The sequence below is a fragment of the Mesorhizobium sp. L103C105A0 genome (assembly GCF_000502215.1).
GTDB lineage: Bacteria > Pseudomonadota > Alphaproteobacteria > Rhizobiales > Rhizobiaceae > Mesorhizobium.
The window spans coordinates 888,548-914,751 of sequence record NZ_AYXF01000002.1 but is presented as its reverse complement, the minus strand read 5'-3'; the positions used below and the strand labels follow the sequence as shown (position 1 = coordinate 914,751).

The 26,204-nt window shown below is 59.9% G+C and carries 22 protein-coding genes and 1 pseudogene; 14 read left to right on the top strand and 9 right to left on the bottom strand.

Annotation, left to right across the window (positions count from 1 at the left end):
* Positions 1-252 precede the first annotated feature (252 nt).
* Genes X727_RS155545 through X727_RS155560 form a run of 4 tightly spaced genes read left to right on the top strand, consistent with a single transcriptional unit; the run spans position 253 to position 2,625 of the window.
* Positions 253-714: a hypothetical protein gene (locus X727_RS155545; protein ID WP_050586847.1), complete on the top strand. Its 462-nt coding sequence runs from the start codon at positions 253-255 to the stop codon at positions 712-714.
* Positions 711-1,931, top strand: coding sequence for a divalent metal cation transporter (locus tag X727_RS155550; RefSeq protein WP_023681168.1), 1,221 nt, complete (start codon positions 711-713; stop codon positions 1,929-1,931). Before X727_RS155545 ends, X727_RS155550 begins: the two co-directional genes overlap by 4 nt.
* Positions 1,928-2,290: a hypothetical protein gene (locus tag X727_RS155555; protein ID WP_245260609.1), complete on the top strand. Its 363-nt coding sequence runs from the start codon at positions 1,928-1,930 to the stop codon at positions 2,288-2,290. The genes X727_RS155550 and X727_RS155555 overlap by 4 nt, the downstream gene beginning before the upstream one ends.
* A 2-nt stretch (positions 2,291-2,292) precedes the next feature.
* A complete protein-coding gene (locus X727_RS155560) occupies positions 2,293-2,625 on the top strand; it encodes a hypothetical protein (protein WP_023681169.1) in 333 nt (110 codons plus the stop codon).
* Between the two features lie 79 nt (positions 2,626-2,704).
* Here X727_RS155560 and X727_RS0133610 read toward each other — a convergent pair whose 3' ends face one another.
* Positions 2,705-3,343, bottom strand: coding sequence for a GNAT family N-acetyltransferase (locus tag X727_RS0133610; RefSeq protein ID WP_023744499.1), 639 nt, complete (start codon positions 3,341-3,343; stop codon positions 2,705-2,707).
* Between the two features lie 137 nt (positions 3,344-3,480).
* Here X727_RS0133610 and X727_RS0133605 point away from each other — a divergent pair, with 137 nt between their 5' ends.
* The 5 genes from X727_RS0133605 to X727_RS155585 all read left to right on the top strand — a co-directional run bounded on the left by X727_RS0133605 (position 3,481) and on the right by X727_RS155585 (position 7,311).
* Positions 3,481-3,801, top strand: coding sequence for a hypothetical protein (locus X727_RS0133605; protein ID WP_031195797.1), 321 nt, complete (start codon positions 3,481-3,483; stop codon positions 3,799-3,801).
* Between the two features lie 626 nt (positions 3,802-4,427).
* A complete protein-coding gene (locus tag X727_RS155570) occupies positions 4,428-4,838 on the top strand; it encodes a DUF427 domain-containing protein (RefSeq protein WP_023704637.1) in 411 nt (136 codons plus the stop codon).
* A 40-nt stretch (positions 4,839-4,878) separates the two neighbouring features.
* Positions 4,879-5,298 carry an HD domain-containing protein gene (locus X727_RS155575; RefSeq protein ID WP_023744501.1) on the top strand — a complete coding sequence of 140 codons (420 nt, stop codon included), beginning with the start codon at positions 4,879-4,881 and terminating at the stop codon, positions 5,296-5,298.
* Between the two features lie 331 nt (positions 5,299-5,629).
* Complete coding sequence (locus tag X727_RS155580; protein ID WP_023668075.1) at positions 5,630-6,136, top strand: ferritin-like domain-containing protein; 507 nt, start codon at positions 5,630-5,632, stop codon at positions 6,134-6,136.
* Between the two features lie 128 nt (positions 6,137-6,264).
* On the top strand, positions 6,265-7,311 hold the full coding sequence (locus X727_RS155585; protein ID WP_023815880.1) for an ATP-dependent DNA ligase: 1,047 nt from the start codon (positions 6,265-6,267) through the stop codon (positions 7,309-7,311).
* Between the two features lie 654 nt (positions 7,312-7,965).
* Here X727_RS155585 and X727_RS1000000169780 read toward each other — a convergent pair.
* Complete coding sequence (locus X727_RS1000000169780) at positions 7,966-9,510, bottom strand: Ku protein (protein WP_348524523.1); 1,545 nt, start codon at positions 9,508-9,510, stop codon at positions 7,966-7,968.
* Between the two features lie 2 nt (positions 9,511-9,512).
* Between X727_RS1000000169780 and X727_RS155600 the strand changes: the two genes are divergently transcribed.
* From X727_RS155600 to X727_RS155605, 4 genes and pseudogenes are all read left to right on the top strand, one after another.
* Positions 9,513-10,133: an isochorismatase family cysteine hydrolase gene (locus X727_RS155600; RefSeq protein ID WP_023687850.1), complete on the top strand. Its 621-nt coding sequence runs from the start codon at positions 9,513-9,515 to the stop codon at positions 10,131-10,133.
* A 449-nt stretch (positions 10,134-10,582) separates the two neighbouring features.
* The gene (locus X727_RS1000000169570; protein WP_280790991.1) at positions 10,583-10,717 is read left to right on the top strand and encodes a hypothetical protein; all 135 of its coding nucleotides are present in this window, start codon (positions 10,583-10,585) and stop codon (positions 10,715-10,717) included.
* A gap of 183 nt (positions 10,718-10,900) precedes the next feature.
* Positions 10,901-16,762 (top strand): annotated as a pseudogene (locus X727_RS01000000164505) (HAMP domain-containing protein).
* A 49-nt stretch (positions 16,763-16,811) separates the two neighbouring features.
* Positions 16,812-18,848: a response regulator gene (locus X727_RS155605; RefSeq protein WP_245274134.1), complete on the top strand. Its 2,037-nt coding sequence runs from the start codon at positions 16,812-16,814 to the stop codon at positions 18,846-18,848.
* Between the two features lie 84 nt (positions 18,849-18,932).
* On the opposite strand, the gene X727_RS1000000169565 is transcribed toward X727_RS155605, so the two are convergent.
* The 7 genes from X727_RS1000000169565 to X727_RS1000000168920 form a co-directional block, all read right to left on the bottom strand.
* Complete coding sequence (locus X727_RS1000000169565) at positions 18,933-19,361, bottom strand: GFA family protein (RefSeq protein ID WP_081726065.1); 429 nt, start codon at positions 19,359-19,361, stop codon at positions 18,933-18,935.
* On the bottom strand, positions 19,354-19,545 hold the full coding sequence (locus X727_RS155610) for a hypothetical protein (RefSeq protein ID WP_023815879.1): 192 nt from the start codon (positions 19,543-19,545) through the stop codon (positions 19,354-19,356). The genes X727_RS1000000169565 and X727_RS155610 overlap by 8 nt, the downstream gene beginning before the upstream one ends.
* 26 nt (positions 19,546-19,571) lie before the next feature.
* Positions 19,572-19,889: a hypothetical protein gene (locus X727_RS155615; protein WP_023687854.1), complete on the bottom strand. Its 318-nt coding sequence runs from the start codon at positions 19,887-19,889 to the stop codon at positions 19,572-19,574.
* A gap of 269 nt (positions 19,890-20,158) precedes the next feature.
* Positions 20,159-21,130 carry an SDR family oxidoreductase gene (locus X727_RS155620; RefSeq protein WP_023817849.1) on the bottom strand — a complete coding sequence of 324 codons (972 nt, stop codon included), beginning with the start codon at positions 21,128-21,130 and terminating at the stop codon, positions 20,159-20,161.
* Positions 21,131-21,313: 183 nt separating this feature from the next.
* Positions 21,314-21,955 carry a hypothetical protein gene (locus X727_RS155625; RefSeq protein ID WP_023687857.1) on the bottom strand — a complete coding sequence of 214 codons (642 nt, stop codon included), beginning with the start codon at positions 21,953-21,955 and terminating at the stop codon, positions 21,314-21,316.
* Between the two features lie 453 nt (positions 21,956-22,408).
* A complete protein-coding gene (gene ftsZ, locus X727_RS0133595) occupies positions 22,409-23,389 on the bottom strand; it encodes a cell division protein FtsZ (protein WP_023696303.1) in 981 nt (326 codons plus the stop codon).
* Positions 23,390-23,707: 318 nt separating this feature from the next.
* The gene (locus X727_RS1000000168920) at positions 23,708-25,174 is read right to left on the bottom strand and encodes a LysR family transcriptional regulator (protein ID WP_245274133.1); all 1,467 of its coding nucleotides are present in this window, start codon (positions 25,172-25,174) and stop codon (positions 23,708-23,710) included.
* On the opposite strand from X727_RS1000000168920, the gene X727_RS155635 reads away from it, so the two are divergent.
* Positions 25,151-26,203, top strand: coding sequence for a DUF930 domain-containing protein (locus X727_RS155635; protein ID WP_348524522.1), 1,053 nt, complete (start codon positions 25,151-25,153; stop codon positions 26,201-26,203). The genes X727_RS1000000168920 and X727_RS155635 overlap by 24 nt on opposite strands.
* Position 26,204 lies beyond the last annotated feature (1 nt).

Here is a 26,204-nt window from a genome sequence, read left to right as displayed (position 1 = left end):
GTGCAGCGTTGTTGCCCTCCCATGTTGATGCTGCGCGATCGGGTCATCCCCTCAGCCCGATCTGCCCGCGCTTCTCCGCGCCAAAGAGAAGCGCGGGCCCCCCCACTTTCACGGCTGTCCGGGATGGAGCGTTTTGTTACGTGGGACTAGCCGACCTCACAAGCTCGTCGTCGGTTTCGTTTGACGAGCTCTCCGAGCGCTCTAGATCATTGATGCCGGACGCAGTTGGTTCGGGCCGGGGAGGAAATCCGAGTGGCGCATCCAACGCGCGCTGTACCCCATAACGACCGTCATTTTCCGGTTGGCTGCCTGTGCTTGCTTCTGATTCTAGCCGGGTTGGCCGGATGCTCGTCTTCCAATCAGGTGGCGCAGCAATCACGAACAGCGGCCTCCGCGGCACAGACCGTATCGATGGTGCTGGATGCCTGGGTGGAGGGAGCGGCACCGTCCGCCTATGCCACGGCCGCACTGCACTCGGTCGGAAAAACGCTGGCCGATGTCGAGGCGCAAATTCGATCGGCCGAGACCGCTGAACCAGCCGGGCGAGCAGGACTGACGGCAGCAGTCAACAGTTTGTCGGTGGCGGTGGCGCATGCCGAGGCGGGATTGCGGGTGAACAATCGCACTGAGGTGGAAAGCGCACAACAGGATCTTCGGGCGGCCATGCGCTCGCTCGCCGCCGCTTACACCAGCGCTTTCGGACCAAAGCCGTGAAGAAGCTTCTGGAAATATCGCTTGGCGTCGTCACCAGTGTCGGAGGTTTCCTCGAAGTCGGGTCGATGGCTACGGCGGCGCAGGCGGGTGCCGCCTTCGGATTCCAGCTAATCTGGGCCATAGTTCTCGGCACCATATGCATCATCTTTTTGGTTGAAATGGCCGGTCGGTTCGCCGCGATGAGCCATCACACGATCTCAGAGGGCATTCGTGAAAGATTTGGGTTCAACGTCTTCCTATGGCCGTTGCTCGTCGTCCTTCTCGTCAATTTCATGGTGCTGTCCGCTGAGATCGGCGGTGTGGCCATCGCACTCGAACTTGCCACCGGCATAGGCTTCCAGTGGTGGGCACTGCCGGTGGCGTTGCTGGCATGGCTGCTGCTGTGGAAAGGCACGTTTGGCTTTATCGAGAAAGGCGTTTCGGTCCTCGGCCTCGTGACGCTGTGCTTCGTGGTTGGTGCGGTGTTGTTAAAGCCCGACTGGACAGCGGTCGCTGGCAGCGCCGTGCCTTCGCTGCCGGCTCACGATGCCATCAATTACTGGTTCATGGCGGCCAGCATTCTCGGCGCGTCGATATCGCCTTATCTTTTCATGTTCTATTCCTCGGGAGCTATCGAGGACAAATGGGATGAAAGCCACCTGGGAGCCAATCGTGCCATCGCCGGGCTGGGCATGACCTTCGGTGGGACCATTTCGATCGGCGTGTTGATCGTCGCTGCTCTCGTTCTCGCGACGCGCGGCATCGACCAGGTGGACGACTATCACCAACTGCCGTTGATGCTGATCCCTATATTCGGCTTCTGGGGGTTCGTTCTATTCGTTGCCTCGCTCGCCATTGCCTGTTTCGGCGCCGCACTCGAAGTAGGGTTGCAACAGGCATATCTGGTGGCACAGGGCTTTGGCTGGACCTGGGGCGAGGATCGCAAGCCGCGCGATGATCCGGGCTTCAGTGCCGTCTATACGGCATCATTGTTTTTGGCCGCCATTCCGATCATGCTTGGCCTCGACCCACTGAGGCTGACCATCTTTTCCATGGCGGTAACGGCGGCGAGCCTTCCGCTGACGGTAGTTCCATTTCTCTTCCTGCTGAATGACGAACGCTATGTCGGCGAACATCGCAACGGCATCATTTCGAATGCCGCCGTTGTCTTCATTATCGCGCTTGCCTTCGTGCTCGCCGTGGTGACGATTCCGCTGCAGATATTCGGAGGCACATGATGGAATTGATGCGTGATCTCCTGGACAAGCAGGTGTTCGACCGCCGGCGGGTCAAGATCGGCAAGGTCGACGGAGTGGTGGCCGAGTTGCGGCGGGGCAAACCACCAAGGATTGTCGCGATAGAACTCGGCTCCATCACTTTGGCGCGCCGCCTTGGCGCGCGGCCCGGGGAATGGATGGCGCAACTGGCGACGAGGGTGGGTGGCAAACGCCACGCCGTGCCACACAGGATTGCGTGGAAAAAGGTGCAGGACAACGGGCTCGACATCGAATGTGACATCGAGGTGGGCGAGACGTCGATTTTCGCCTGGCAGGACTGGTTGCGCGATCATGTCATCGGGCGCATCCCAGGAGCGTGATGATGAGGACAGTCAACCTCGAACATCTTGCCGGGCGACGCGTGCTCTCGCAGCGCGGAAAGAGCATCGGTCACATCGAAGAGATTCTCGCCGAACAGCGTGGCGACGAGCTCGTCGTTACTGAATTCCACGTTGGCATCTACGCCGCGTTCGAGCGTCTGTCGGCCTCGACCATCGGCATCGCGATGCTCGACCTGTTTCGGCTGCGCCGCCGCGACGGCCTGTACCGCATTCCCTGGGATAAACTCGATATCTCCGATCCGGCGCGACCGCGGCTGCTATGCCCGATGACCGAGCTTCCCGGATGGAAAGGGCAAAAGGACCTTCGGGAGTAGATGGCTACGGCTGGGAGGGCTAAGGCGCCGGCGTTTTGCCGGCGAACAGCCGTTCGTGCAGATGGCGCCTCCGCAAAGATTACTGCAGGTTCTTGCGAAGGAAGATGCGGGCGTGTCCTGGAATAACGAATTCGACCTTGCCGAATTCCTCAAACCCATGATGCCGGTAAAATTGAGGCGCCTGGAAACTGCTCGTCTCGACGACGGCTCTCTTGCATCCACGCCTAATGGCTTCCTCCTCAATCGCCATAAGAAGCTGTGATCCATAGGATCGGCCACGCAATTTTTCAGGCAAGAAGAACATGTCGAGAAACAGGAGCCCCAGTTCCGTTCTGCCCCAAATTCCACCCCAGAACTTTTCCGAGGGGTCGGTAAGCTCCGCGCCGATCACTGCCCGGTCATCGATTCCGGTTTGTTCGATGTTGTGTCGATAGAGCGCAGCGGCCGCCTGCGTTCGTGCATCCCCGTTGTGAGCCAGAGCGATTGTAAATCCTTCGGATCGAGCCGGCATGCGTTCTGCTCCTGCGTCGGAATGGTCTTGAGATTCAACCATCAGATTAACATCAAGGCGGCCGGTTCGCTCGCAGCTCTGATCGCCGCTTCTGTTGTAACCCGTCTTGCCCACATTCCGCATCGCGATCGCGTCGGATGCATGCAGCCGCGCCCAACATATCGCTTTGGTGTTGAACAAAGCCCATCCTGCCTTGTCAGGTCTCATCACAATTCGTGCGCCGGCAAGAGTATCCACCTCGACGAAGGCTGCTGCGGATCACAATCCATTACGCCGGGAACAATGAGAAAAACCTGTCGTTGGGAAAGCGATCGCAATTCGGCGATTCAAACACGGAGACTCCAATGTTGAAGAAAATTCTAGCCGCGTCGGTGCTAACTATTGCCTTGGCCGGTTCCGCCCTGGCGCAGACAAATGGAACGGGTGCTGGCGGCACGGCTGGCACGGGTAATGGAACTGGTACTGGAACTGTTGGCAGCGGCGGCGCCGCTGGCAATGGCACTGGCAGCGGAAATGCGGCCGTGCCAACCGATCCGAATTCCACAAACTCGACTACAAAATCGAACGGCATGACCGACCGTTGCAAGGACGCCGCAGGCAATGACATCGATAACAACACTGCAAGTGGCGCAACGACCTCGACCGTGCAAAATTGCAACAAGTAGCCAATGGACCTAGCGGCTTCGGCCGCCCGAAGGCCCGCCATCAAGACAATGGCGGGCCTCCGAGTACGTACCTCGCATGGGTGGATACATAGGAGCACATGTGTCCAAAGAGACCCGGCGGGCCAAACTCGATCGCCTAGCAGCCTCGATTCCGAAGCACGAATTCGAATTCCTAATGAAGATTGCAAAGCTAAGCCGTCATGACCTACTTGGCCTGATCGCTAAACACGATGGCGGCAGGGACAAGGTCTATAGGGACCTTGCGGCCCACTTGGCAGCAACTGAGGCCGCCCCGGAGCCCGTACATGAGGCGGCAGCTGACGACGGCCAAACAGCTGGAGCATCTCCAGCCACGAACTCGCCCGCCGGCAAGTAGCGGCGAAGATCATTTCGGTGCCAGCCCTGACGCTCCACGGAAGCGACGACCGTGTCGTCCTTCCAAAGTCTTCGAATGGGTTGGACGAGCATTTCACCGCGCCTTACCAACGAGAACTGCTGGATACGGAAACCGGTAGGCGCTTTAAGTCCGGCCCGCCATTCAGCTTCATCGGACATGCCGGAACCTGAAGCGCCGCCGCGCATTTCGTCTCCAGGCATCTTGCGGTCATCGCCAGGGAGAAATTCAGATGCAAACTTCAGGCGCAACTTCACAGCAAAACCTTGGCCGATTGGCCATAGAACCGTTTTCCGGCACGGTGACGGTGCGGTTTTCCGACGCCATCGTCGCAGCTACGGAGCGGGCGAAGGTCCTGCGTGAAGACGGGCACGAGCCCGTTTTCTATATCCCCTTCGAGGACATCTATTTCGATCTTTTCGAAAAGACCGACACCACCACCCGGTGCCCGCTTAAAGGCACCGCAAGCTACTGGCGTGTCCACGCCGTCGGCAGTTCTTCCGACGATTTCATGTGGGCCTACGAAACGCCCGATGCGGCCGCTCTGGCTATTGCAGGTCACGGCGCTTTCGATCCGGAAAAGGCCCGTATCGATGTCGACCCTGCCGAGGACAAGCGACACACGCCACATATCGTCGAATAGGTTTCATCAGGCAGAGACAATCACGGTAAGGACAGGCGCGATGAGCATTTTCTACCAGGCGGCAAAGATTGCGGAGGAGGTTCACGCGTCGCAGCGCGATAAGACCGGGCGGCCCTATATCGAGCATTGCCGCCGTGTCGTCGACGCTGTCGAGACAATCGATCAGAAGACTGTTGCCTACCTTCATGACGTTCTGGAGAAAGGCGAAGGCTGGACCCGCGCCAAGCTCGAAGAAGCAGGCTTCGGACCGACAATTGCCGCGGCGGTCGATGCCATGTCGCGCAGTCCGGATGAGGAGTATTTCGCCTTTGTCCGGCGGGCTGCGTCGAACCCAGTGGCGCTCCCCGTAAAACGCGCCGATCTGGAGGACAACATCTGGCAGTCGAGGCAGGTCGGAGCGTCGGCGGCCAAATATGAAGAGGGCCTTCGCATACTTGACCAAGAGTTCTCCCGACAATAGTGCGCGCCCGGCGCTGGCATTGCATCTGCCGAAGCAGCCATCGCCTGCGAGAGCTTGCGGCGCACAGCACGTTTCGGCTCTCCTGGCCGTCAGTTTTTCCGCGCCGGCGTGCGCCTGAGGGTCCTCGTCTGGACCATGGAACGTGTGATCGGGTCAAAGCTCCTCCGGAGATGGATCGCAGCGTCCCGAAAAGGAGTAACGGCCGGCTCGGAATCAGGAACTCCTCCGGCACCGGTGCGTTGACCAGCAAGCCGGGACGAGTTCCCGGCCTCCGCGGGTGGCGGGCAAGCCGCCGCCGAACCCGAACTTCTGCACAATGAAAGGTAAGGCCATGGGCTTCTTTTCGAAGGACATCAAGACACTCGACGATCTCTTCGTGCACACGCTGCGCGACATCTATTACGCCGAAAAGCAGATCGAGAAAGCGCTGCCGAAGATGATCGGCAAGGCAACCGATCCGCAATTGAAGGCCGGATTCGAAAAACACCTCGAGCAGACCAAAGGCCATATCGAGCGCGTCGAACAGGTGTTCGAATTGCATGGCGTCAAGGCCAAGGAGGTCAACTGCCCGGCGATAGACGGCATTCTGGAGGAAGCCGACGATGTGAGCGGCGACGTCGACGACAAGGAGGTTCTAGACGCGGCGCTGATAGCGTCGGCGCAGGCGGTCGAACACTATGAGATGACCAGATATGGCACGCTCATCGCCTGGGCCAAGCAGCTTGGCCGCAGTGACTGCGCCAACGTATTGGCCAAGAACCTGAAAGAAGAGCAGGCGACCGATCGCAAGCTCACCGAAATGGCGGAAAGCAAGATCAACATGCAGGCTGCCGAGTAGACCGTCCCAGGTCATGATGAGATTGGTTGAAATCTCATCATGACCTAACCCTGTTGGAGCATGATTTTTTCCAAAGCCGGCACCAGTGCTGCGTTGAGTCGATCTCCATCGTTGTCCACGGAACTTTCATGACGGGCGAATCTGCCATCTCTCGCGATCTGCCGACGAGTGTAAAATCGTCTTTCGGCGTGGCGTTGAGCACGGCGCCGATGGAAGCAAAGGCTGCCGACACGTTGCCGGCCGATGCTGGCCGATGGCAATACGAACCCAAATGGGACGGGTTCCGCTGCCTGGCCTTTAAATCCGGCGCGGCCGTGGAGTTGCGTGCAAAATCCGGCAAGCCGTTAGGGCGGTATTTCCCGGAAGTCGTCGCGATGTTGCATGAACTGAAAACAAAAGAGTTCGTGGTCGATGGTGAGATCGTCATCGAAATTGCAGGCTCTCTTTCTTTCGACGCCTTGCAGATGCGGCTGCATCCGGCGGAAAGCAGGATCCGGAAACTGTCGGTCGCGACGCCGGCAAAGCTGATCCTCTTTGACATGTTGGCGACCTCCGAGGGCGCCTTGATGCAGCAGCCGCTCTCGGTTCGGCGCGCTGCACTCGAACTGTTCGTAAAGTCGGCCGCGCGAAAGGATCTCGAACTGTCTCGGGCGACGCGTGATTTGGCGGCGGCAGGCAGATGGCTTGGCCAATCCGGACAAGGTTCGACCGACGGGGTCGTTGCCAAGCTTCTCGATGACGAATATCGACCCGGCGAGCGCGCCATGGTCAAAGTCAAGCGCCTGCGCACGGCCGATTGTGTCGTCGGAGGGTTCCGCTACCTGGCGAATTCGCGTGAAGTCGGCTCCCTGTTGCTTGGCCTGTACAATGACCAGGGGCAACTCGACCATGTCGGGTTCACTTCGACGATCGCCCGGGAGGACAGGGCCAAGCTTACGCGACAACTTGAAGCTTTGCGATCGGCTCCTGGCTTCACGGGAAAAGCGCCGGGCGGTCCCAGTCGGTGGAGCACGGAAAGAAGCGGACAATGGGAGCCATTGCGGCCCGAACTGGTGGCGGAGGTGCGGTTCGATCATGTCACCGGCGATCGTTTCCGTCATGGCACCAAATTTCTGCGATGGCGTCCTGACAAAAGCCCGAAGCAATGCACGTTCGAACAGATACTTGGAAAATGAGGCTTGGCGAGGCGTCGACAGGTCCACACCATCGAGACCAAATCCGTCAAGCATTCGGCGCAGCCAAATCCAGTCGCATTTCACTGGCGATCTTGAACCCGGCGGCGAGATAAACGCCTTTGCAGGAGGATGCCGGACCAAACTCGTTGTTCAGTCTGTCACCACGCCTCGCTTTGGCGGATCACGGTTCTCGTCCGGATTAGGAACTGGCACTTCGTCGGGAAGAAGATCCGGCTCAGGCTCGCGTATGTCCGGCGTCCACGTCGGCGCATCCACTGGCGGCTCTTCGGTTGGCTCTGGTTTGGGGGGCACATCTATTCTCCGGGTTTCGCTTGGGCGTGGGGTTCGGCCCGCCACAGGTCGCGCGTCGCCGCGTCTGGAGGCGAAAGGGTCTTTTCACACCCCATGTATTTTTACCGATGGCCAGCGGTCCTGGGGCTTGTCGGCGCCCGATCAGAGTCCTGCGTTCCGGCTCCTTTGAGCGCAATGTTGGCATCCGCTGCCTCTGGCTCTTTGAGGACTGCCCTGTCGACGTTCTTGATCTCGGCCATAAGGCATCGTCCTTGGTGGCCAACGGGCAACCGCGAGAATTGTTCCGAGCTATTAAGGGCGGCTGGAGCTGCTGTGCGGACCTTCTGGCTGGGCAGTTATCAACTATGCTGTCTTGCGTTTCGGTGAGGCTCTCTTTGTGGATCTCGCCAGCCCTTCCTGTTTGAGGCTCTTCTTCAGCACCTCAGCGAGGTTGATGACATTCTCCTGTGGCCTTGGTGCGGGCTTCGGCAGCTTCTTGCCTTTGCGCTTTGCATCGATCATGGCGATCAGCGCGTCTTCATAGGTGTCTTCAAATTTCGAGGGATCGAAGGTCGTCACTTTTTTGTCAATAAGCATGCCGGCGATTTCGAGCAGATCGGGGTCGTATTTCTGCTTGGCCAATCCATCGAACACAGTGCTTTCCGAAACCATTTCGTTGTGGTTGCGAAGCTCGGTCATCACCATGCCCTTGCCATAGGGCTGAATCAGCACTTCGCGGCCGCGCTGGTAGAGCACCACGCAGGATCGAGCGGCCACGCCCTTGTTCTTCATGGCATCGCGGATCACTCCGTATGCTTCGATTGCGGCGCCGTCGGCCGGGATCAGATAGTAGGGCTTCTCGAGATAGCGCGTATCGATATCGTCAATCGATACGAATTCGCCGACTTCGAGCGTGTGCTTCGACGTCAGCTTCAACGCCTTTATGTCGTCAGGTTCGATCTGGAGAAATTCGTCTTTTTCGATCTCGAAACCCTTCACCTGATCCGCTGCATCCACCAGCTTTCCGGTCTCCTCGTCGGCGTAGACGCTCCTGACCGGCAGACCGTCCTTGCGGTTCAAAATCTTGAAATGGATCTTGGATGCTTCGCTGGTTGCGCCGACAATCTTCACGCCGCAAGTAACCGAACCAACCTTCAAGAAGCCCTTCCAGGCAGCACGTGGCGCGGCCATTTTGCGCTTATCCCGTTTCCAGCTAGGGCAACGCGTTTCCGTTCGAATTGTTCCTGCGGCGGGGGCTCGGTGCACGTCAATGTCCGGCGGGGAAGTCCTGTCGGTCTCGACAGCCGGGCCGGCGCCTGCATCCGCAGGAACCGAAAGCGCACCATGAACATTGTCAGACACAGGCAGGAGAGTGTCATGCAAGTCGTTCGGACCGAAGTGGTGAATGCCAGGGCGCCAGACGGGCAGTCGGTTCGCCGGGTGATATTTTGCGGCGAGGGCGGCGACTGCGTTACGGTGGACATGGCAAACGTCGGGATACAAGCTGAAGATGACGTGCTTGCCCGCGCAAAGGCAATCCTGGTCCAGACAGCGACCTTTGATCTCGCAGCCAATGAATATGACGCGAGCAGCAACGGCAATTTCGACCAGGTCGAGATAACCTCTGCAAGCGACGGCGCCGGCGACGTATATGTCTTTGAGTATCGCGATGGCGAAACCAGCCGACGCATACCGCCGTCGAGGATGGCGAGCCTTGAGGCGGCCCGGTCCGAAGCTATCCGCTGCGCAATCGATCTTCTCGCCGACCTGCAGCCTGGCACGGACGCTCTGTCCGGCTGGCTTGTGAGGGTATCCAACGAAAACGGTGAATTGCTTTACACTGTTGATGTGGCTGAGGCCGATGCAGCGCGGCAGGCAGGCCAGTAACCCAAACCCGACGGAATCCACCAGTGGCCGCCCAAGGATTGATTCACGGACCAATAGGCGACGATGGCCTGCATCTGTGCGTCGACATGCAGCGCCTGTTTGCGCCGGGTGGACCTTGGCCCGTGCCGTGGGCTGAAAAGGTGGTCCCGGCGATCGAAGAACTGGTCGCCAGACATGCCAGCCGTACCCTGTTCACGCGCTTCATTCCTGCCGCCCGCCCGGGCGAGGCGCCGGGAATGTGGGCAAACTACTATCGTCGGTGGGCGGAGGTAACCCTTTCCAACATCGATCCGCGCCTGATCGAGCTGATGCCTCAACTTGCACGATTTGTACCGCCGGCGACGGTGGTCGACAAACATGTCTATTCGCCCTGGACCGAGGGGCGGCTCGACGCGCTGCTGAGTGGCTCCGGCGTGCGTGCGCTCGTGATCACCGGTGGCGAAACCGACGTTTGCGTTCTCGCGACCGTGCTTGGCGCCATCGATCGTGGCTTTCGCGTCATTCTCGTCACCGATGCCATCTGCAGCTCTGCCGACCAGACCCATGACGCACTGATGGAAGTCTACCATTCCCGCTTCAGTGAGCAGATTGAGGCGGCCAGCATGGCGGAGGTGTTGGAGTGTTGGCCACAACTCACTCGCTGATCTGGGGGGCTTCAAGTGAAAGGGCCGACAATCGTCATTCTGGTCGGGCGGACTGTTTCAGTTGGCGGACGGCACTACAGTGAACCGGAAAACGTATATGAACGGCACGATTGCCTGATCTGCTCGCTCGCGTGAATCAGTGTCTGGAAGCGTACAAAGCCTTGCAGAGCTATCGACAGCGCGGCCAACCGTCATAGAATGGACAGGATACAGCGCCGAAGACTCGATGCCGGCATCTAGCAATCTTTGCGAGACATCCGGCGCCTCTGCCGTCGGCCTTCCGCTGGGAGGGTGATTTGCTGAAAAGCGAAGTCATTGACCTTGAAACCTAGTCGCTGGCAATCGCGCTGACGACATTGTGTCGACGGCGTTTGCGGTCGATGGAATCCGCGCAAGTTTCCTGAGTGTCGCTGCGACGACGAGGAATTGTCGGGCTTATGGTCCATGCCATGTCCGGCAAGAAAATTGCCGTGAGCTTCGACCACCGGGTGGCTGCCTCGCCTTCCGAGTTGCGCAACGCAATTCATGCCTCTCTGGCAATGGCAAACGGCTATGACGTGTCGTGGTCGGCTGAAGCACGATAAATCCACAACCGCATCATGAAAATCCGGCGTTCAAACCAAGGCGCAACCGTCGGCCTGGAATTCACGGCACGATGGAACAAAATTGAAGATGCCGCGTTTGGGGTCTTGCGGCGCGATCCACCATTGGCCGCGGGGGCAACTTTATCCGTATAAATCCATAGGGCTGGGAGTGGCGCTGTGACCGTGCAGGCATCCAAGAAGCAATTGGACCGTCGAAGCATCCTGAATTCTCTGAAAGCCTTCCGGCGCGGCGATTTCTCCGTCCGCATCGACAATGTTTATGAAGGCCTCGATTCTGAGATAGCTGAGACTTTCAACGAGATCGCTGACCTCAACGACCAAGTGACGCGCGAGTTCGAGCGCTTGAGCCGGGTCGTCGGCAAGGAGGGGCGGATAGGCGAGCGCGGCCGGGTTCGCAATGCCACCGGCAGTTGGGAATCCAGTGTCCGTTCAGTCAATGATCTCATCGAAGACATGGTTCAGCCAACGGCTGAGGTTGCGCGCGTTATCGGCGCCGTCGCCAAGGGCGACCTTTCGCAGACCATGATGGTCGAAATTGATGGCCGACCGCTGCGCGGCGAATTCCTGCGCATCGGCAAGATCGTCAACACCATGGTCGGCCAGTTGGCCTCCTTCGCCTCTGAGGTGACGCGCGTGGCGCGCGAGGTCGGTACGGAAGGCAAGCTCGGCGGCCAAGCCCGGGTCAAGGGCGTCGCCGGCACGTGGAAAGATCTGACCGACAACGTCAACGCGATGGCCACGAACCTGACCGGGCAAGTGCGCAACATCGCGGAGGTTACGACGGCGGTCGCGTCGGGCGACCTGTCGAAGAAGATCACAGTCGATGTCAAGGGCGAAATCCTAGAACTGAAGAACACCATCAACACGATGGTGGACCAGCTTAATTCCTTCGCTTCGGAAGTGACGCGCGTGGCGCGCGAGGTCGGCACTGAAGGCAAGCTTGGCGGCCAGGCGCGCGTTGAGGGTGTTGGTGGTACGTGGAAGGATCTGACCGACAATGTGAATTCCATGGCCGAGAACCTGACTGGCCAGGTGCGCAACATCGCCGAAGTGACGACCGCGGTGGCTTTGGGCGACCTGTCGAAGAAGATTACGGTGGACGTGAAGGGCGAGATTCTCGAGCTGAAATCCACGATAAACACGATGGTGGACCAGCTGAATTCATTCGCGGGCGAGGTCACGCGCGTGGCACGCGAGGTTGGCACCGAAGGCAAGCTTGGCGGCCAGGCGCAGGTGCGCGGCGTCGCCGGCACCTGGAAGGACCTCACCGACAACGTCAACTCGATGGCCGAGAACCTGACCGGTCAGGTGCGCAATATCGCCGAGGTGACCACGGCGGTCGCGTCGGGCGATCTGTCCAAGAAGATCACGGTCGCCGTGCAAGGCGAAATCCTGGAACTCAAGGACACCATCAACACGATGGTCGACCAACTGAACTCCTTTGCCTCGGAAGTGACGCGCGTGGCACGCGAGGTCGGCACCGAAGGCAAGCTGGGCGGCCAGGCAGAGGTGAGGGGCGTCGGCGGCACATGGAAGGATTTGACCGACAACGTCAATCTCATGGCCGCCAACCTGACTGGCCAGGTTCGAAACATCGCAGAAGTCACCACCGCCGTGGCGCGCGGCGACCTGTCGAAGAAGATCACCGTCGACGTCAAAGGCGAGATCCTGGAGCTCAAGGACACCGTCAACACGATGGTCGACCAACTGAACTCCTTCGCCTCTGAGGTCACGCGTGTGGCCCGCGAAGTGGGATCGGAAGGCAAGCTTGGTGGCCAGGCGCATGTCGAAGGCGTCGGTGGCACCTGGAAGGATCTGACCGACAACGTCAACGCCATGGCCGGCAATTTGACGGTGCAGTTGCGTGACGTGTCGAAGGTGGCAACGGCCATAGCGACCGGCGACTTGACCCAGAAGATCACCGTCGACGCGCTGGGCGAGATCTTGCAGATCAAGGACGTCATCAACACGATGGTCGACCAGCTCAATTCCTTCGCTTCGGAAGTGACACGTGTGGCGCGCGAGGTCGGCTCCGATGGCAAGCTCGGCGGCCAGGCCCAGGTGCGCGGCATCGGCGGCACGTGGAAGGATCTGACCGAAAACGTCAACGCCATGGCGGCCAACCTGACCGGCCAGGTGCGCAACATCGCCGAAGTNCACGTGGAAGGATCTGACCGAAAACGTCAACGCCATGGCGGCCAACCTGACCGGCCAGGTGCGCAACATCGCCGAGGTAACCACCGCCGTGGCGCTCGGGGACCTTTCGAAGAAGATCACCGTCGATGTCCGCGGCGAGATCCTGGAGCTGAAGGACACCATCAACACAATGGTGGACCAGCTTAATTCCTTCGCTTCGGAAGTCACGCGCGTGGCACGCGAGGTCGGCACGGAAGGCAAGTTGGGAGGCCAGGCGCAGGTGCGCGGCGTTGCCGGCACGTGGAAGGATCTCACAGACAATGTGAACTCGATGGCCGAGAATCTGACCGGCCAGGTGCGCAACATCGCCGAAGTCACGACCGCCGTGGCGCGCGGCGACCTGTCGAAGAAGATCACCGTCGATGTGAAGGGCGAAATCCTGGAGCTCAAGTCGACCATCAACACCATGGTGGACCAGTTGAACTCCTTCGCCGGCGAGGTCACCCGAGTCGCGCGTGAGGTTGGCACCGAGGGCAAGCTTGGTGGCCAGGCGCGCGTCGAAGGTGTTGCCGGGACCTGGAAGGACCTGACCGACAACGTCAACCTGATGGCGACGAACTTGACCAATCAGGTGCGCGGCATCGCCGATGTCGTGACGGCGGTCGCGCAAGGCAATCTCAGGCGCAAACTGACGGTCGACGCGAAGGGAGAGATCGCCCTGCTGGCCGACACCATCAACGGCATGATCGAGACGCTTGCCACCTTTGCCGACCAGGTGACCAACGTCGCCCGTGAGGTGGGCATCGAGGGCAAGCTCGGTGGTCAGGCGCGTGTGCCAGGTGCCGCCGGCCTCTGGCGCGACCTCACCGACAATGTCAATCAACTCGCTGCCAATCTGACCACCCAGGTGCGTGCCATCGCCGAGGTTTCGACGGCGGTGACCAAGGGCGATCTTACCCGTTCGATCAGCGTCGAAGCCTCCGGCGAGGTCGCCGCGCTGAAAGACAACATCAACGAAATGATCCGCAATCTGAAGGATCAGACGCTGAAGAATGCCGAGCAGGACTGGTTGAAGACCAATCTCGCCCGGTTTTCGCGCATGCTGCAAGGCGAGCGCGACCTTGCCACCGTCTCGCGGCTCATCATGTCCGAACTCGCTCCTCTGGTGAACGCCCAGTATGGGGTGTTCTACGTCACCAATCGCGACGAGGAGGAATCCTATCTTGAGCTGGCGGCTTCCTATNCCAGTATGGGGTGTTCTACGTCACCAATCGCGACGAGGAGGAATCCTATCTTGAGCTGGCGGCTTCCTATGGCGCCGAGAGCAAAGCTGCCATCAAGCAGCGGCTTGATCTGCGAGAGGGCCTGGTTGGGCAAAGTGCCGCCGACAAGCGCGCCATCATGCTGGACAATGTGCCGCCAGAATTCCTTCGGGTCACATCTGGTCTTGGCAGCGCCTCGCCAGCCAATGTCATCATCCTGCCTGCTCTGTTCGAGGATGAAGTCAAAGCCGTCATCGAGCTCGCCTCGTTCGGCGAGTTTCGTGACACACACCAGTCGTTCCTCAACCAGCTCATGGAATCCGTCGGCATCGTTCTCAACACAATCGCTGCGACGATGCGCACGGAGGGCCTGCTCAAGCAGTCGCAACTGCTGACGTCGGAATTGCAAGCGCGTCAAACCGAGCTGACAAAAAAGCAGGAAGAGCTGCATGCGACGAACGAGGAGCTGCAGGAAAAGGCGCAGCTGCTCGAGAACGAAAAGAAGCAGGTCGAAAACAAGAATCTCGAAATCGAGATGGCGCGACGCGCGCTGGAGGAAAAAGCCGAGCAACTGGCGCTCACGTCGAAATACAAATCCGAATTCCTGGCCAATATGAGCCACGAACTGCGCACGCCGCTCAATTCGCTGCTCATTTTGTCAAACCTGCTGGCGACCAATCAGCACGGCAACCTCAACGAAAAACAGGTAGAGTTCGCCCGCACCATCAATTCGGCAGGAACCGATCTTCTCAGCCTCATCAACGATATCCTCGATCTGTCGAAGATCGAGTCGGGCACTGTTTCCATCGACATCAACGATATGCCGGTGACGCATCTTCGCCAGCATATGGAACGAACTTTTCGTCAGCTGGCAGCCGACAAGGGACTTGGCTTCACCATCAAGGTCGATCCGGCGCTTCCCGACACGGTCCGCACAGATGAGAAACGCTTGCAGCAGATTGTCCTCAACCTGCTTTCCAACGCATTCAAATTCACCTCGGAAGGCGAGGTCAGCCTGAACTTCCGGGTTGAAAAGGCCGGCCGCCGCAATGGCGCGACGCAGCCGGTGAAGGCTCTCGCGATCGCCGTCACCGACACGGGCATTGGCATTCCAGAAGACAAACAGAAGCTGATTTTCGAGGCCTTCCAGCAGGCCGACGGCACCACCAGCCGCAAGTATGGCGGCACCGGCCTTGGGCTCTCGATCAGCCGCGAGATCGCTCGCTTGCTTGGCGGCGAATTGCGGGTCGAAAGCACGCCGGGTAAGGGGTCGACATTTACCCTCATCATCCCGTTCGACGGCCCCCGCGTGACGACAGTACAGTCGACCTTGGCTCCGGCGGCGGAGGCAGTTGCTGCGACAGCTCTGCTCAGCAGTCCGCCCTCGGCAGAGCTGATCGACGACCGCGATTCAATCCTACCCACCGATCGGATCGTGTTGATCGTCGAAGACGATCCGACCTTTGGCGGGTTGCTGCTTGGCCTCGCCCGGTCGGCCGGGCTGAAAGGCGTTCTGTCGACTGCAGGTTCCGGCACGCTGGCATTGGCCCGCAAGCTCGTTCCCGACGCAATCACACTTGATCTCGGACTTTCGGATATCGATGGCTGGGTGCTTTTCGATCTGCTGCGGCATGACCAGAAGACGAGGGGAATTCCCATCCATGTCATCTCGGGTGCCGAAGACATCGACAGTCTCGCACGCAAGGGGGCGTCCAGCATTTCCACCAAGCCCGTTTCCTCGGACGAGCTGATGAAGGTGTTTCAGGATATCCACTCGAAGAAGCTCCGCGTTCAGCGCCGCGTTCTGGTCGTGGACCCTGACCCGGAGCGGCGTCTGGCGCTGGTCGAGGCAATCCGCGACGGCGTAACGTCGGTCACCGCGATCGGTCGTGTTGCGGCAAATGCAGAAGACGTTGGCCTCGCCTCCTATGATGCCGTCGTGCTCGGCTTTGGACGCTCCGCCAAGGACAACGCAAAGGCGCTGGACGAGATCACCGGCCAATTCGGCGAAGCCTTGCCGCAGCTGCTGTTCTTTACGCCTCACCCGGACGCGCTTGAACAGGTACTGGCATTGAACCCGGCCTTGGCGGAAGCACCGCGGGCGGAGAACTTCGCTCAATTGGCGCTGCATATTTCGGCAACGCTGCCGGGAGAAGGTCGTCAAGAGGCCTGGGCAGGAACTGAACATAACGGCAAGTCCGATCTCGCCGGGGCGAAAGTTCTCATCGTCGACGACGACATTCGCAACATCTATTCGCTCACCAGTGTTCTGGAGACCTATGACATACAGGTTCTGCATGCCGAGCGGGGCCGTGATGGCATCGCGCTTCTTGAACAGGCGCCCGATGTCGACGTGGCATTGATCGATATCATGATGCCGGAGATGGACGGCTACGAGACGATGCGGCGGATTCGCGGCACACCGGCGATTGCTCATATCCCGCTGATTTCCGTCACCGCAAAGGCGATGAAGGGGGATCGGCAAAAATGTCTGGATGCCGGGGCTTCCGACTACATCGCCAAACCCGTCGACCTGGATCTCCTGCTGGCGCTGCTTCGTGTCTGGATCGGGCGTGCCCGATCCCGTGTCGAGAGCCCGGAAAAAATTCTCCTGGCAGCGAACTGACGGCCGTTCGATGCAAAAGGTGGCAAGAAACAGGGTAAGGAAACTTGAGGTGGCAGCTCTTGCCGAAGGGCCGGCAAGAGCCCGCATCCTGGCGGTGGACGACGATGAGCGCAATCTGCTGGCGATCAGCGAAGTGCTCGCGACTATCGGAGAGGTCATCTGCGCCCAATCGGGCGAAGAGGCTCTGCGCTTTCTGCTGAAAGAGGAGTTCGCCGTCATTCTCCTGGATGTCCTCATGCCAGGGTTGGACGGGTATGAAACGGCCGCACTTATCCGCCAGCGCGAGCAATCCAAGCGCACCCCAATCATCTTCTTGACCGCCATCAACAAGGAGGATGCGCATATGCTGCGCGGCTACGACGCCGGCGCAGTCGACTATGTGTTCAAGCCATTCGATCCGATCATGCTGCGTTCGAAAGTCGCGGTTTTCGTCGAACTCCACGAGAAGACGCTCGAGATCCAGCGCAAGGCGGAGGTCGAGCAGGGACTATTGGCGCAGGCGTTGCAGGCGCACAAGGACAAGCTTCAGGCCGAACGCGCGCTGCGCAGCGCCGAGCAACGGCAGGACGCCATCCTGAATTCGTTGCCGGTCTGCTTTCATGCTCGGGCAGCCGAGCCGCCCTTTGCGGCGCGCTTTGTTACGGAGGGCGTCGAGCGCTTGACCGGCTTTGCGCCTGAATACCTGACATCGGATCCAGAGTTCGGTCTCAGCCGCGTTCATCCGGACGACCTGCCGCGATTGAGGGAAGCGCTGCTGGCGGCAAAAACCACCGGCTCCTATACGTGCGAGTTCCGCTGGCAATGCGCCAATGGCGAGTATCGCATTTTTCTCGACCAGGGGGTGATGTCGGACGGCTTAGATGGCCGTGAACCGGAAATCATCGGCACATTGCTTGACATCACCGAGCGGCGCGGTCTTGAGGATCAGCTGCTTCAATCCCAGCGCATCGACGCTATCGGCAAGCTAACCGGCGGCCTGGCGCATGATTTCAACAACCTGCTCGCCGCAATTCTCAGTGGGTTAGGGCTGCTTGAACGCCGAGCCACGTTGGATGATCAGGCGCAACAGGTACTCGACCTGACGCGGCGTTCTGCAAAACAAGGCGCTGACCTTGTGGCGCGAATGCTGGCATTCTCGCGGCGCCAGACCCTGAAGCCGGAAGCGGTGCGCCTTGCTGCGCTGAACGACACGATGAACGGATTGGTGGCGCCCGTGCTGGGGGGGTTGATCCGTTTCGACTGGCAGATCGATGACACGATCTGGCCGGTGCATGTCGATGCAGGCCAACTTGAATTGGCCTTGATGAATCTGGTTTTCAACGCGCGTGACGCCATGCCCTCTGGCGGGACAATAACCGTGCATGCGCAGAATCGATCGATCGGGACGCCAACAGAGGATATTCCGCCGGGCGACTATGTCATGATCGCCGTCAAGGACACCGGATCCGGCATACCCCCCGATCTTGTCGCCAAGGTCGTCGAACCGTTCTTCACCACCAAGCCGGTCGGTAAGGGAACGGGCCTCGGCCTCAGCACGGTCTACGGCTTCATGAAGCAGTCAGGTGGGACACTTCGCATAGAAAGCGTCGTCAACCGCGGAACTACCATGCAACTCTGGCTGCCACGTTCGACCGAACAGCCGGTCGATCCTGTGGTGGAACCCGGCATTGAACGAGCGTTCGCCGATGCCGGAATGGAGCACCCATCAATCCTCCTGATCGACGACAGCCATGTTTTGCGGCAATTGACCGCCGAGTCCCTTCGCCAGCGTGGTTTCGAGGTGACCTGCGCGGGAGGAGGGGCGGAGGCGCTGGCCATGATGGAGCGCACTCCCAACCAGTTCGACGTCATTATCACCGACTTCGCCATGCCACTCGTATCCGGCGTCGACGTGATCCGCTTCGCGCGCAATTTGCGCTCGGACTGGCCAGCGGTCATGATCACGGGCTATGCCGATGCCCGGGAGATTGCCGATCGGCCAGCCGACGTGCCCTTGCTCGGCAAGCCCTTCCGGGACGAGGATCTGTTCGAAGCGATTTTCCTCGCGATAGAGAATGCGGCCCCCCAAAGGATCAAAACCGGCTAGCGCTTAGGGGTTGTCAACGGTCTGGCCACGTCGCAAAGGGCCGCATTCCTGATCGGCAATCTTGGTCATTCGCAACAGGCGGCGCTACCAGCGCTCCTCGGTGTCGCGGTCCGGTAGGTCTATTCCGCAGCACACCCAACCAAGGCGCTGCGCTGAACCGTAGTTGTACCGAGGCATCAGGTGAGCCGGATCATCGAAGGTACCGACGTGCAGCGCGATCTCGGTCGGCGACGCGTCGTAGCAAAGGCTGAGCGGCGACCCGCATTCTGGGCAGAAGCCTCTTTGCGCGATCGGCGAAGACCTTCGATATGTTGGCGTTCCGGAATTCCAGGTCAGGCTTTGGCAGGGCATCCAGGCAAGAACTGCAAACGCGCTGCCGGTCGCTCGTCTGCACATATCGCAGTGGCAGTAGTGAACCCTCGGTTCGATCCCGGCGCTGAATCGGATCCTGCCACAGAGACATCCGCCCTTGATGGCCAAGGAGCCGGGTAGGCGCTTGCCAACCTCACGCATTAAGATCGATCAAGGCGGCGCCGAACGCTCCGATCGCAGTCAAAGAGGCACTGCCGATGTTCTTGTCGGCGATGTTCTTGTCGGTTGCGAAGGCGGTCAGCGCGGCGAAGCCTTCGTCGCCGAGGTCGAGCACCACGACGAAAATTCTTTGCCCGCTGACCTGATTGACGAGCTTGGGTTTCATGGCGTTCCGAACCTGTTGCGGGGCAGTTAATGGGCATGGTGCTCGGCATTCCGCTTGCGTGTTGCCGCTGCCTTCTTTGCCGATTCCGATCGGCTTGCGGCTGACCGTGAAGCCGATGCCTTGCCGCCGCTTTTCCCACCCTTGTGGGCCGCGGGGTGTCCGGTGTGTTTACCACGACCCGAGCCGCCTTCTTTCTTGCCGCCGCCATCGTCCTTGTTGACGGTCGCCCATGCCCGGCGCTCGGATTCCTTCTCGGAAACACCGCGCTTCTCATAGCCTGCGGCAATGTGGTCGGCTTTACGTTCCTGTTTGTCGCTGTATTTCGATTTGTCGCCTCGTGGCATGGTCGTTCTCCTGGCTCAATGATGTTTGAACGGTATGCCGGCGGGAGAGTTCCAAGCGGAAATTCAGAAAATTGAAAACGCGAGCGAGGATTTCGACCAACACGGAGCGCTATTGCTCCGGAGCCGTGGCGGGTGCCGTGTCGCGGCGGCGCACGGCACCGATCACGCGTTTCTTGAAGCGATCGAGCGCGGCAAGCGTCTCCCTGGAGACGACGTCGTCGCGTGCCGTCTACTCGGTAGCCCAATGCAACGAAATACGTTCCGCGACCTCAGTAGCCACCGACCACCGGCAGGATCTCTCCCGTGATGTAACTCGAGCAATGCGACGAGGCGAGGAACACGTAAGCCGGGGCAAGTTCTTCCGGTTGCGCTGGCCGTTTCATCGGCGTATCCGCGCCGAATTTCGAGACTTCGTCGGCTTCCTTGTCCGAAGGGTTGAGCGGCGTCCACACCGGACCTGGCGCGACCGCGTTTACCCGGATGCCCTTGCCGATCAGATTGCCCGAAAGCGCTCGTGTGAAGGCATGAATGCCGCCCTTGGTCATCGAATAGTCAACCAGTTGCTTGGAACCGTCGATGCCGGTCACCGAACCGGTATTGATGATCGCGGAGCCCGGCTCCATGTGCGGCACGCTCTCCTGCGCCATATGAAAATAGCCGTAAAGATTGGTCTTCAGCGTCGTGTCGAAATGTTCCTCGGTCAGGTCGTTGAAGTCACTGGAATGGATTTGAAAAGCGGCGTTGTTGACCAGCACGTCGATCCTGCCGAATTTTTCGACCGTCAGCGCCACGGCGTTGCGGCAATGCTCGCGTTCACTGACATCGGCTTTTATCAGTATGCAACGCCGGCCTTCCTTTTCGACGGCGTTTTTGGTCGCTTCGGCGTCCCTGTCTTCACTCAAGTATACGATCGCAATGTCGGCGCCCTCGCGGGCGAACAAGACTGCCACGGAACGGCCGATGCCGGAATCACCACCCGTGATAAGCGCTACCTTGTCGTCGAGTTTTTTCGATCCGAGGTAGTAAGGCGCATCGTAGAGCGGAGCGGGCTCGATCGCCCATTCATGCCCCGGTTTGGGTTGATGCTGCTCGGGAAAAGGCGGCTCGGGATATTTGCGGGCGCCGGCTTGCATCGCTTGTTGCATTTTGCCATTGCTCTTCGTCTCGTCTTTGGCGTCGATACCACGCTGGATATGGCGTTGCTTGGCGGCTTCAGCTGAAGTCTGCGACTTAGTCTGCATGGCTTTCTCCTGTGCTCGGAGAACGAACAACGCATGCCGGGCAAAAAAGTTTGCGCAAATATCTCGATCCCGAAAGGGCTCGCCATTGCGAACAGCCCGCGAGGAGCGTGGAGCATTGGTCGTCAATGAGACCGGAATTGCCATGCCGGTGGCGTTCAGACAAACACCACATTCATTACCCGCTCAAAGCACGCTCTTTTCAGAACCATAGGGTTTGGCAATGCGGACCATGCCTTTCGTCCGGAGGCGCTGGTATAAATAGAAAATCGTCATCAAGCCGATTGCTGTTCCAGCACCAAGACACAGCGCGAGCAATAGTTCTGCACCGACACGAAACGCAAGCAGAGTAACGCCGGCCGCAGCGACGATGGCATTTATGAATGCGATCATAGTCGCTGCAGTGGTCAGGTACGCCAGGAGAGGCCCAGTACGAAGAGAAGGTTCGGCGTCATTTTCGGGCCAGCGACCGAATTCCTTGGAAAACTGGAAGGCAGCCTCGTCGCCCAAAGTTCGATAGTAGGCTCTGATCCGGGCAATGCCGATATGGGCCTGCATGTTCTCAGCGGCGATGTCGACCAACCTCAAGACGGTAAAGGCACCCAGTAAAAAGACCGATGGCAGCACAACCGCGACAAACGGCAGGAAGAACTCGGAGGACTGCGTAACAAAGCCCGTTGCCACCAGAGCGCTCGACAGAGACATAATGTAGATGGTCGTTCGCGACGCCATTTCACTTATGGACGTGCTGATCGCTGTCTGCTGCACGAAATGCTCTGTCGTCAGGGCCGCGAGAAACGAAGCATCGGGTATCGGCGTGTCAGCCATGGAGTATGCTCCTGTCGGGTCGACCTGAGTTTTTCTTCGATATAGTGCTTGCGAGGCTGGCCGCCACTGGATGCTCCCGACGCCTGACCCATGCCGGTTTATTGTGCCATATCCAGCGAGCCCGCATCACCGATCAGAAAGTGCCGATCATGTGGTCAGCAGATGCTGGCCATATCGCAGGCGAAATGTCTGCCGTGGTCAATCTGTATGGCCTCCTGTTGGGGATCGTGGTCGAAGCGCATTCGCGGCGCGGTTGCAGTTGGAGCGGTTCCGCGGCGGCGCTGACGCGAGTTCGCGCATTCGTGGCAGCTGCCTCGAAACAAATTCGGTCTCTAGGCCGGCAACGCAAATTCACCGGCAAGTTCAATGGTGCGGGCTTGCGGGCCGACTTTTCGGTGGCGAAGCCCATGACCACGGTCCACCAGACTCATAAATCAGCAGCCCGGATCCTGCCTACTGCGGTATCTCCAGGCCCTGCCGCAATCCTGTCGCGACGACTGAGACCCTGAATTTTCCGGCGAGTGCCCGGTCGAATATGGCGCCGACGATGATGTCGGCGTCGGCGTCGACCTCCTCGCGGATGCGGGTGGCGGCCTCATCGACTTCGAACAGCGTCATGTCCATGCCGCCCGAGATCGAGACCAGGACGCCCTTGGCGCCGATCATCGAGGCTTCGTCGAGAAGCGGGTTGGCTATCGCCGCTTCGGCGGCCTTCCTGGCGCGGTCCTCGCCCGTGGCTTCCCCGGTACCCATCATTGCGCGGCCCATGTCGCGCATCACCGACTTCACGTCAGCGAAGTCGAGATTGATCAGCCCCTCCTTGACGATGAGATCGGTTATGCAGCCGACGCCGGAATAAAGGACGCGATCAGCCATGGCGAAGGCGTCCGCGAAAGTCGTCTTTGCGTCAGCGATCCTGAAGAGGTTCTGGTTCGGAATAACGATCACGGTATCGGCGCATTCGCGAAGCTGCTCGATGCCCTCTTCGGCGGCTTGCATACGGCGCTTCCCTTCGAAGGTGAACGGCTTGGTGACGACCGCCACCGTCAGGATGCCGGCTGCCCGTGCAGCGTTCGCTATGACGGGCGCGGCACCGGTTCCAGTTCCGCCTCCCATGCCGGCGGTCACGAAGCACATATGGGTTCCCGCAAGGTGGTCCCTGATCTCGTCGATCGATTCCTCGGCTGCCGCGCGGCCGATCGCCGGCAGGGACCCGGCGCCCAGGCCTTCCGTGACATGGGCACCCAGTTGGATCAGCCGCGATGCTTTCGACATGGTCAGTGCCTGGGCATCGGTGTTGGCGACGATGAACTCCGCACCCTGCAGATTTTCGGCAATCATGTTGTTGACCGCGTTGCCGCCGCCACCGCCGACACCGATGACGGTTATCTTCGGCCGCATTTCCGAGATGACGGGCCTTGCCGCGGTGCTCATCGTCTTGTCTCCTTGGAATTGATCGATAAAAAAGTTCCCGGAACGCGCCGCTTGAACACGCCAGGTGCAAGAATCAGGTTCTATCGCCTTGGCACAGGGAATCAGAGGGTGAACTTTGCGGCAAGACAAGATGTGGGACTTGTATCATATACGCCTGAATGAGCCGACCTTTTGAATGGGTCTAGTCCAATGTTCCGGAATTCGCTCGGCTTCTGGCCAGCGAAAATCCACAATCCGGGATCCAACCCCTTCAAGCTTCACGCGCCCGCCTCACGCGCGAGAACCTTGAGAATCTGGCGGCCGATCGACGCCTGACGCTTAGCGGATCGGCATCTTGCCGCGAAACAACGGCTGATGGGCCCGCATCAGAGCGGCAATCCGGTCGGCAATCTTTCGTACTGGCGGGGAGTGGCGTTCCTCATGATGGGTGACGATCCACTGGTCGGTTTCGAGTTCGGGGATAGGCTGAGCGACGCGAACCAGCCGCGGATCGCTGTCACCGACGAAGCACGGAAAGATCGAAAGGCCGGCGCCTGCGGCCACCAATTCGCGCACTGAATGGGTGTTGTTGCCGCGCACGGCGATGCGGTCGCCGTGATGGGCTTGCAGCCAGCGCGCCGAGGCAATGTTTGCCCCTTCGCCGGTGACGCCGACGAACAACCCGGCGGCGATGCCGTTGATCAGGTGGCGTCCGGAATAGATGGCATACGCGACCTTGCCGCTCTGACGGCCGGCCAGCCACTGTTCGGTCGGGCGCTCGCTGCGGATGCCGATATCGGCGGCGCGGCGACCGATGTCGACCCGGTCGGTGGTGGTGACGAGTTCCACCCTGATGCCGTCATCGACGGTCCAGATTTCGCCGATATGGGCCGAAACGAAGGCCGAGGTCCATGGCCCGGCCGAGACGCGGACAATGCGGTCGGGCAGGTTTCCCTCGCGCCAGCGGGTTAGCGACTGCATTGCTGCTTCGACGTCTTCGGCGCGCCGCAGCAGTTCTTCACCGACCGGGGTTAGTCGGTAGCCGGTCTGCTGACGTACGAACAGCGCTTCGCCGATCTGCTTTTCGAGCGCGGTGACGCGTCGTCCGAGTGTGGCTGCGCTGAGGCGCGTGGTTGCCGTCGCCGCGCTCAGGCCACCCAGCCGCGCAACGTCGAGAAACAACCTCAGATCGTCCCAGCCAATATCCATTTTGCAGAAATGAAAAACTCCTTGCGACCGTGGCTGTAGCGCGAAGCGGACATCATGCGCAAGTATGCAGCCATTGGAGGCGTTGGATAATCCTGCCCTGGCAGGAAAATGACAGGCACGCCTCGGTGGCCAGGAAGTCAGCCCAATCCGTTCGATCGTGCATACGCTTTGCGCGATTGCTTTGCGTTTTCGACCAAGAGCGTGGGTATCCCGCTCGCCAAGGAGACGATCATGTTGCATGAACTTCGACACCGTTTCGCCCGCTGGCTTGCCTATCGCCAGACGCTTGCGAACTTGAGGCGGCTTCCAGACAGCATATTGGCGGATGCGGGCCTTTCTCGCGAAGAGCTCCGCGAGCGTGCCCGCGACGCCAGCCTGCGTCGCTGAGATTGGTGGCGGGCATGCAGAGAATGGAGCCGGCGGCGAGAAGCAATCAGGCGTCGTCTCCTCACTGCTGAGCTGCGGCTGAATGCGCCAATACGGTTGCCACGCTTGATGCCGCCGCAGTTTCGCTCCACATCGTGAGGGATGAAGACCGAGACATCCGAGCGGCGGCGGACTTTGCTGTGGGCCTTGCCCGCATCGCTGGTCCTGCATGCGCTCATCACCGCGTTCCTGGTCTATGGCCTGCCCGTTCCTGCCCAGCAGCCGCAGGAGGAGCAAGCGGTGAACGTCGCGCTCGTGCCGCCGCCCGAACAGCCAAAACCGAAACCCGCTCCCGCGCCGCCGCCACCGCCACCCGGAAATCCTTCGGAGCAGAAGGTTGAAAAGCAGGCACCGGAAAAGCTGCCGCCAATCGAGGTCCTGAGGCCTGTTTTTCAGTTCGGCGACAAAGACACTGGCCCCAAAAAATCCTTGGATGGAGGCAGCGCTCAAGACAATGCGCCATCGCCGCCCAAGGATAACGAGCCACAGTCGGCTGTCGCGCCAAAGAATGCGGAGAGTAAACCCGCCTCAGCGCCAGACGCCGGAGAGCCGGCAGAGTCAGCCAAGATTAATGAGAAGCCGGAAGCGGACAAACAGGAGGCTGCGACCCCACCCGCTGACAAAGAGGCATCCGCGGCCGCAATGCCTTTGGCTGCCCATGGGGACGACGGTGAGATCGAGCTTCCCGCGTCGGCTCAGGCGCCTCGGACCAGACCCGAAAACGTGCCGAAACGCCGCCCCGCAAAGGCTACGAAGTCAGGACGCGGAATCACCGAAGAGCCAAACTCCATCGACGTGGCCTCGGCTACACCGCGGCCATATTCGGGCCTTCCGGGCGTTCGCAAACTCTTTTCGCAAGGCGCTACCGGTGATGTGTTCGCAACGAACTCGATGGCCGACGTGCCTCGCGATCAACGGGCCGCCAGACTTTGCGCCAGCGTTCTTGAGCAAGAGTTGAACGACGCCTCTTATTCTCCCCAACTGATCCCAAGCATTCCGCTCAAGGCCGGCAATGTTCTTGACGCCCCAGACACCGCTTTCCGTACGGCAACGACATGGTACCATCTGAGCTTTCGGTGCGGTATCGACATCAATGCGACGCGGGTCACGTCGTTCGCCTTCCGTGTCGGAGCCGCCGCCTCGCCAGACGAAAGCGCCTTTCTTGATCGGGACGTTCGTCGGCGGCGCGGTCCCGGCTGAG

What these genes read in the sequence shown, in the direction of transcription:
- X727_RS155585 (WP_023815880.1), top strand. Translation starts at nt 6,265, where the DNA reads ATGACGGGCGAATCTGCCATCTCTCGCGATCTGCCGACGAGTGTAAAA.
- X727_RS1000000169565 (WP_081726065.1), bottom strand. Translation starts at nt 19,361, where the DNA reads ATGCGTGAGGTTGGCAAGCGCCTACCCGGCTCCTTGGCCATCAAGGGC.
- ftsZ (WP_023696303.1), bottom strand. Translation starts at nt 23,389, where the DNA reads ATGAGCACCGCGGCAAGGCCCGTCATCTCGGAAATGCGGCCGAAGATA.
- X727_RS155555 (WP_245260609.1), top strand. Translation starts at nt 1,928, where the DNA reads ATGATGGAATTGATGCGTGATCTCCTGGACAAGCAGGTGTTCGACCGC.
- X727_RS155560 (WP_023681169.1), top strand. Translation starts at nt 2,293, where the DNA reads ATGAGGACAGTCAACCTCGAACATCTTGCCGGGCGACGCGTGCTCTCG.
- X727_RS155575 (WP_023744501.1), top strand. Translation starts at nt 4,879, where the DNA reads ATGAGCATTTTCTACCAGGCGGCAAAGATTGCGGAGGAGGTTCACGCG.
- X727_RS155570 (WP_023704637.1), top strand. Translation starts at nt 4,428, where the DNA reads ATGCAAACTTCAGGCGCAACTTCACAGCAAAACCTTGGCCGATTGGCC.
- X727_RS155615 (WP_023687854.1), bottom strand. Translation starts at nt 19,889, where the DNA reads ATGCCACGAGGCGACAAATCGAAATACAGCGACAAACAGGAACGTAAA.
- X727_RS155620 (WP_023817849.1), bottom strand. Translation starts at nt 21,130, where the DNA reads ATGCAGACTAAGTCGCAGACTTCAGCTGAAGCCGCCAAGCAACGCCAT.
- X727_RS0133605 (WP_031195797.1), top strand. Translation starts at nt 3,481, where the DNA reads ATGTTGAAGAAAATTCTAGCCGCGTCGGTGCTAACTATTGCCTTGGCC.
- X727_RS0133610 (WP_023744499.1), bottom strand. Translation starts at nt 3,343, where the DNA reads ATGAGACCTGACAAGGCAGGATGGGCTTTGTTCAACACCAAAGCGATA.
- X727_RS155580 (WP_023668075.1), top strand. Translation starts at nt 5,630, where the DNA reads ATGGGCTTCTTTTCGAAGGACATCAAGACACTCGACGATCTCTTCGTG.
- X727_RS155610 (WP_023815879.1), bottom strand. Translation starts at nt 19,545, where the DNA reads ATGAAACCCAAGCTCGTCAATCAGGTCAGCGGGCAAAGAATTTTCGTC.
- X727_RS1000000168920 (WP_245274133.1), bottom strand. Translation starts at nt 25,174, where the DNA reads ATGCAGGACCAGCGATGCGGGCAAGGCCCACAGCAAAGTCCGCCGCCG.
- X727_RS1000000169570 (WP_280790991.1), top strand. Translation starts at nt 10,583, where the DNA reads ATGTCCGGCAAGAAAATTGCCGTGAGCTTCGACCACCGGGTGGCTGCC.
- X727_RS155625 (WP_023687857.1), bottom strand. Translation starts at nt 21,955, where the DNA reads ATGGCTGACACGCCGATACCCGATGCTTCGTTTCTCGCGGCCCTGACG.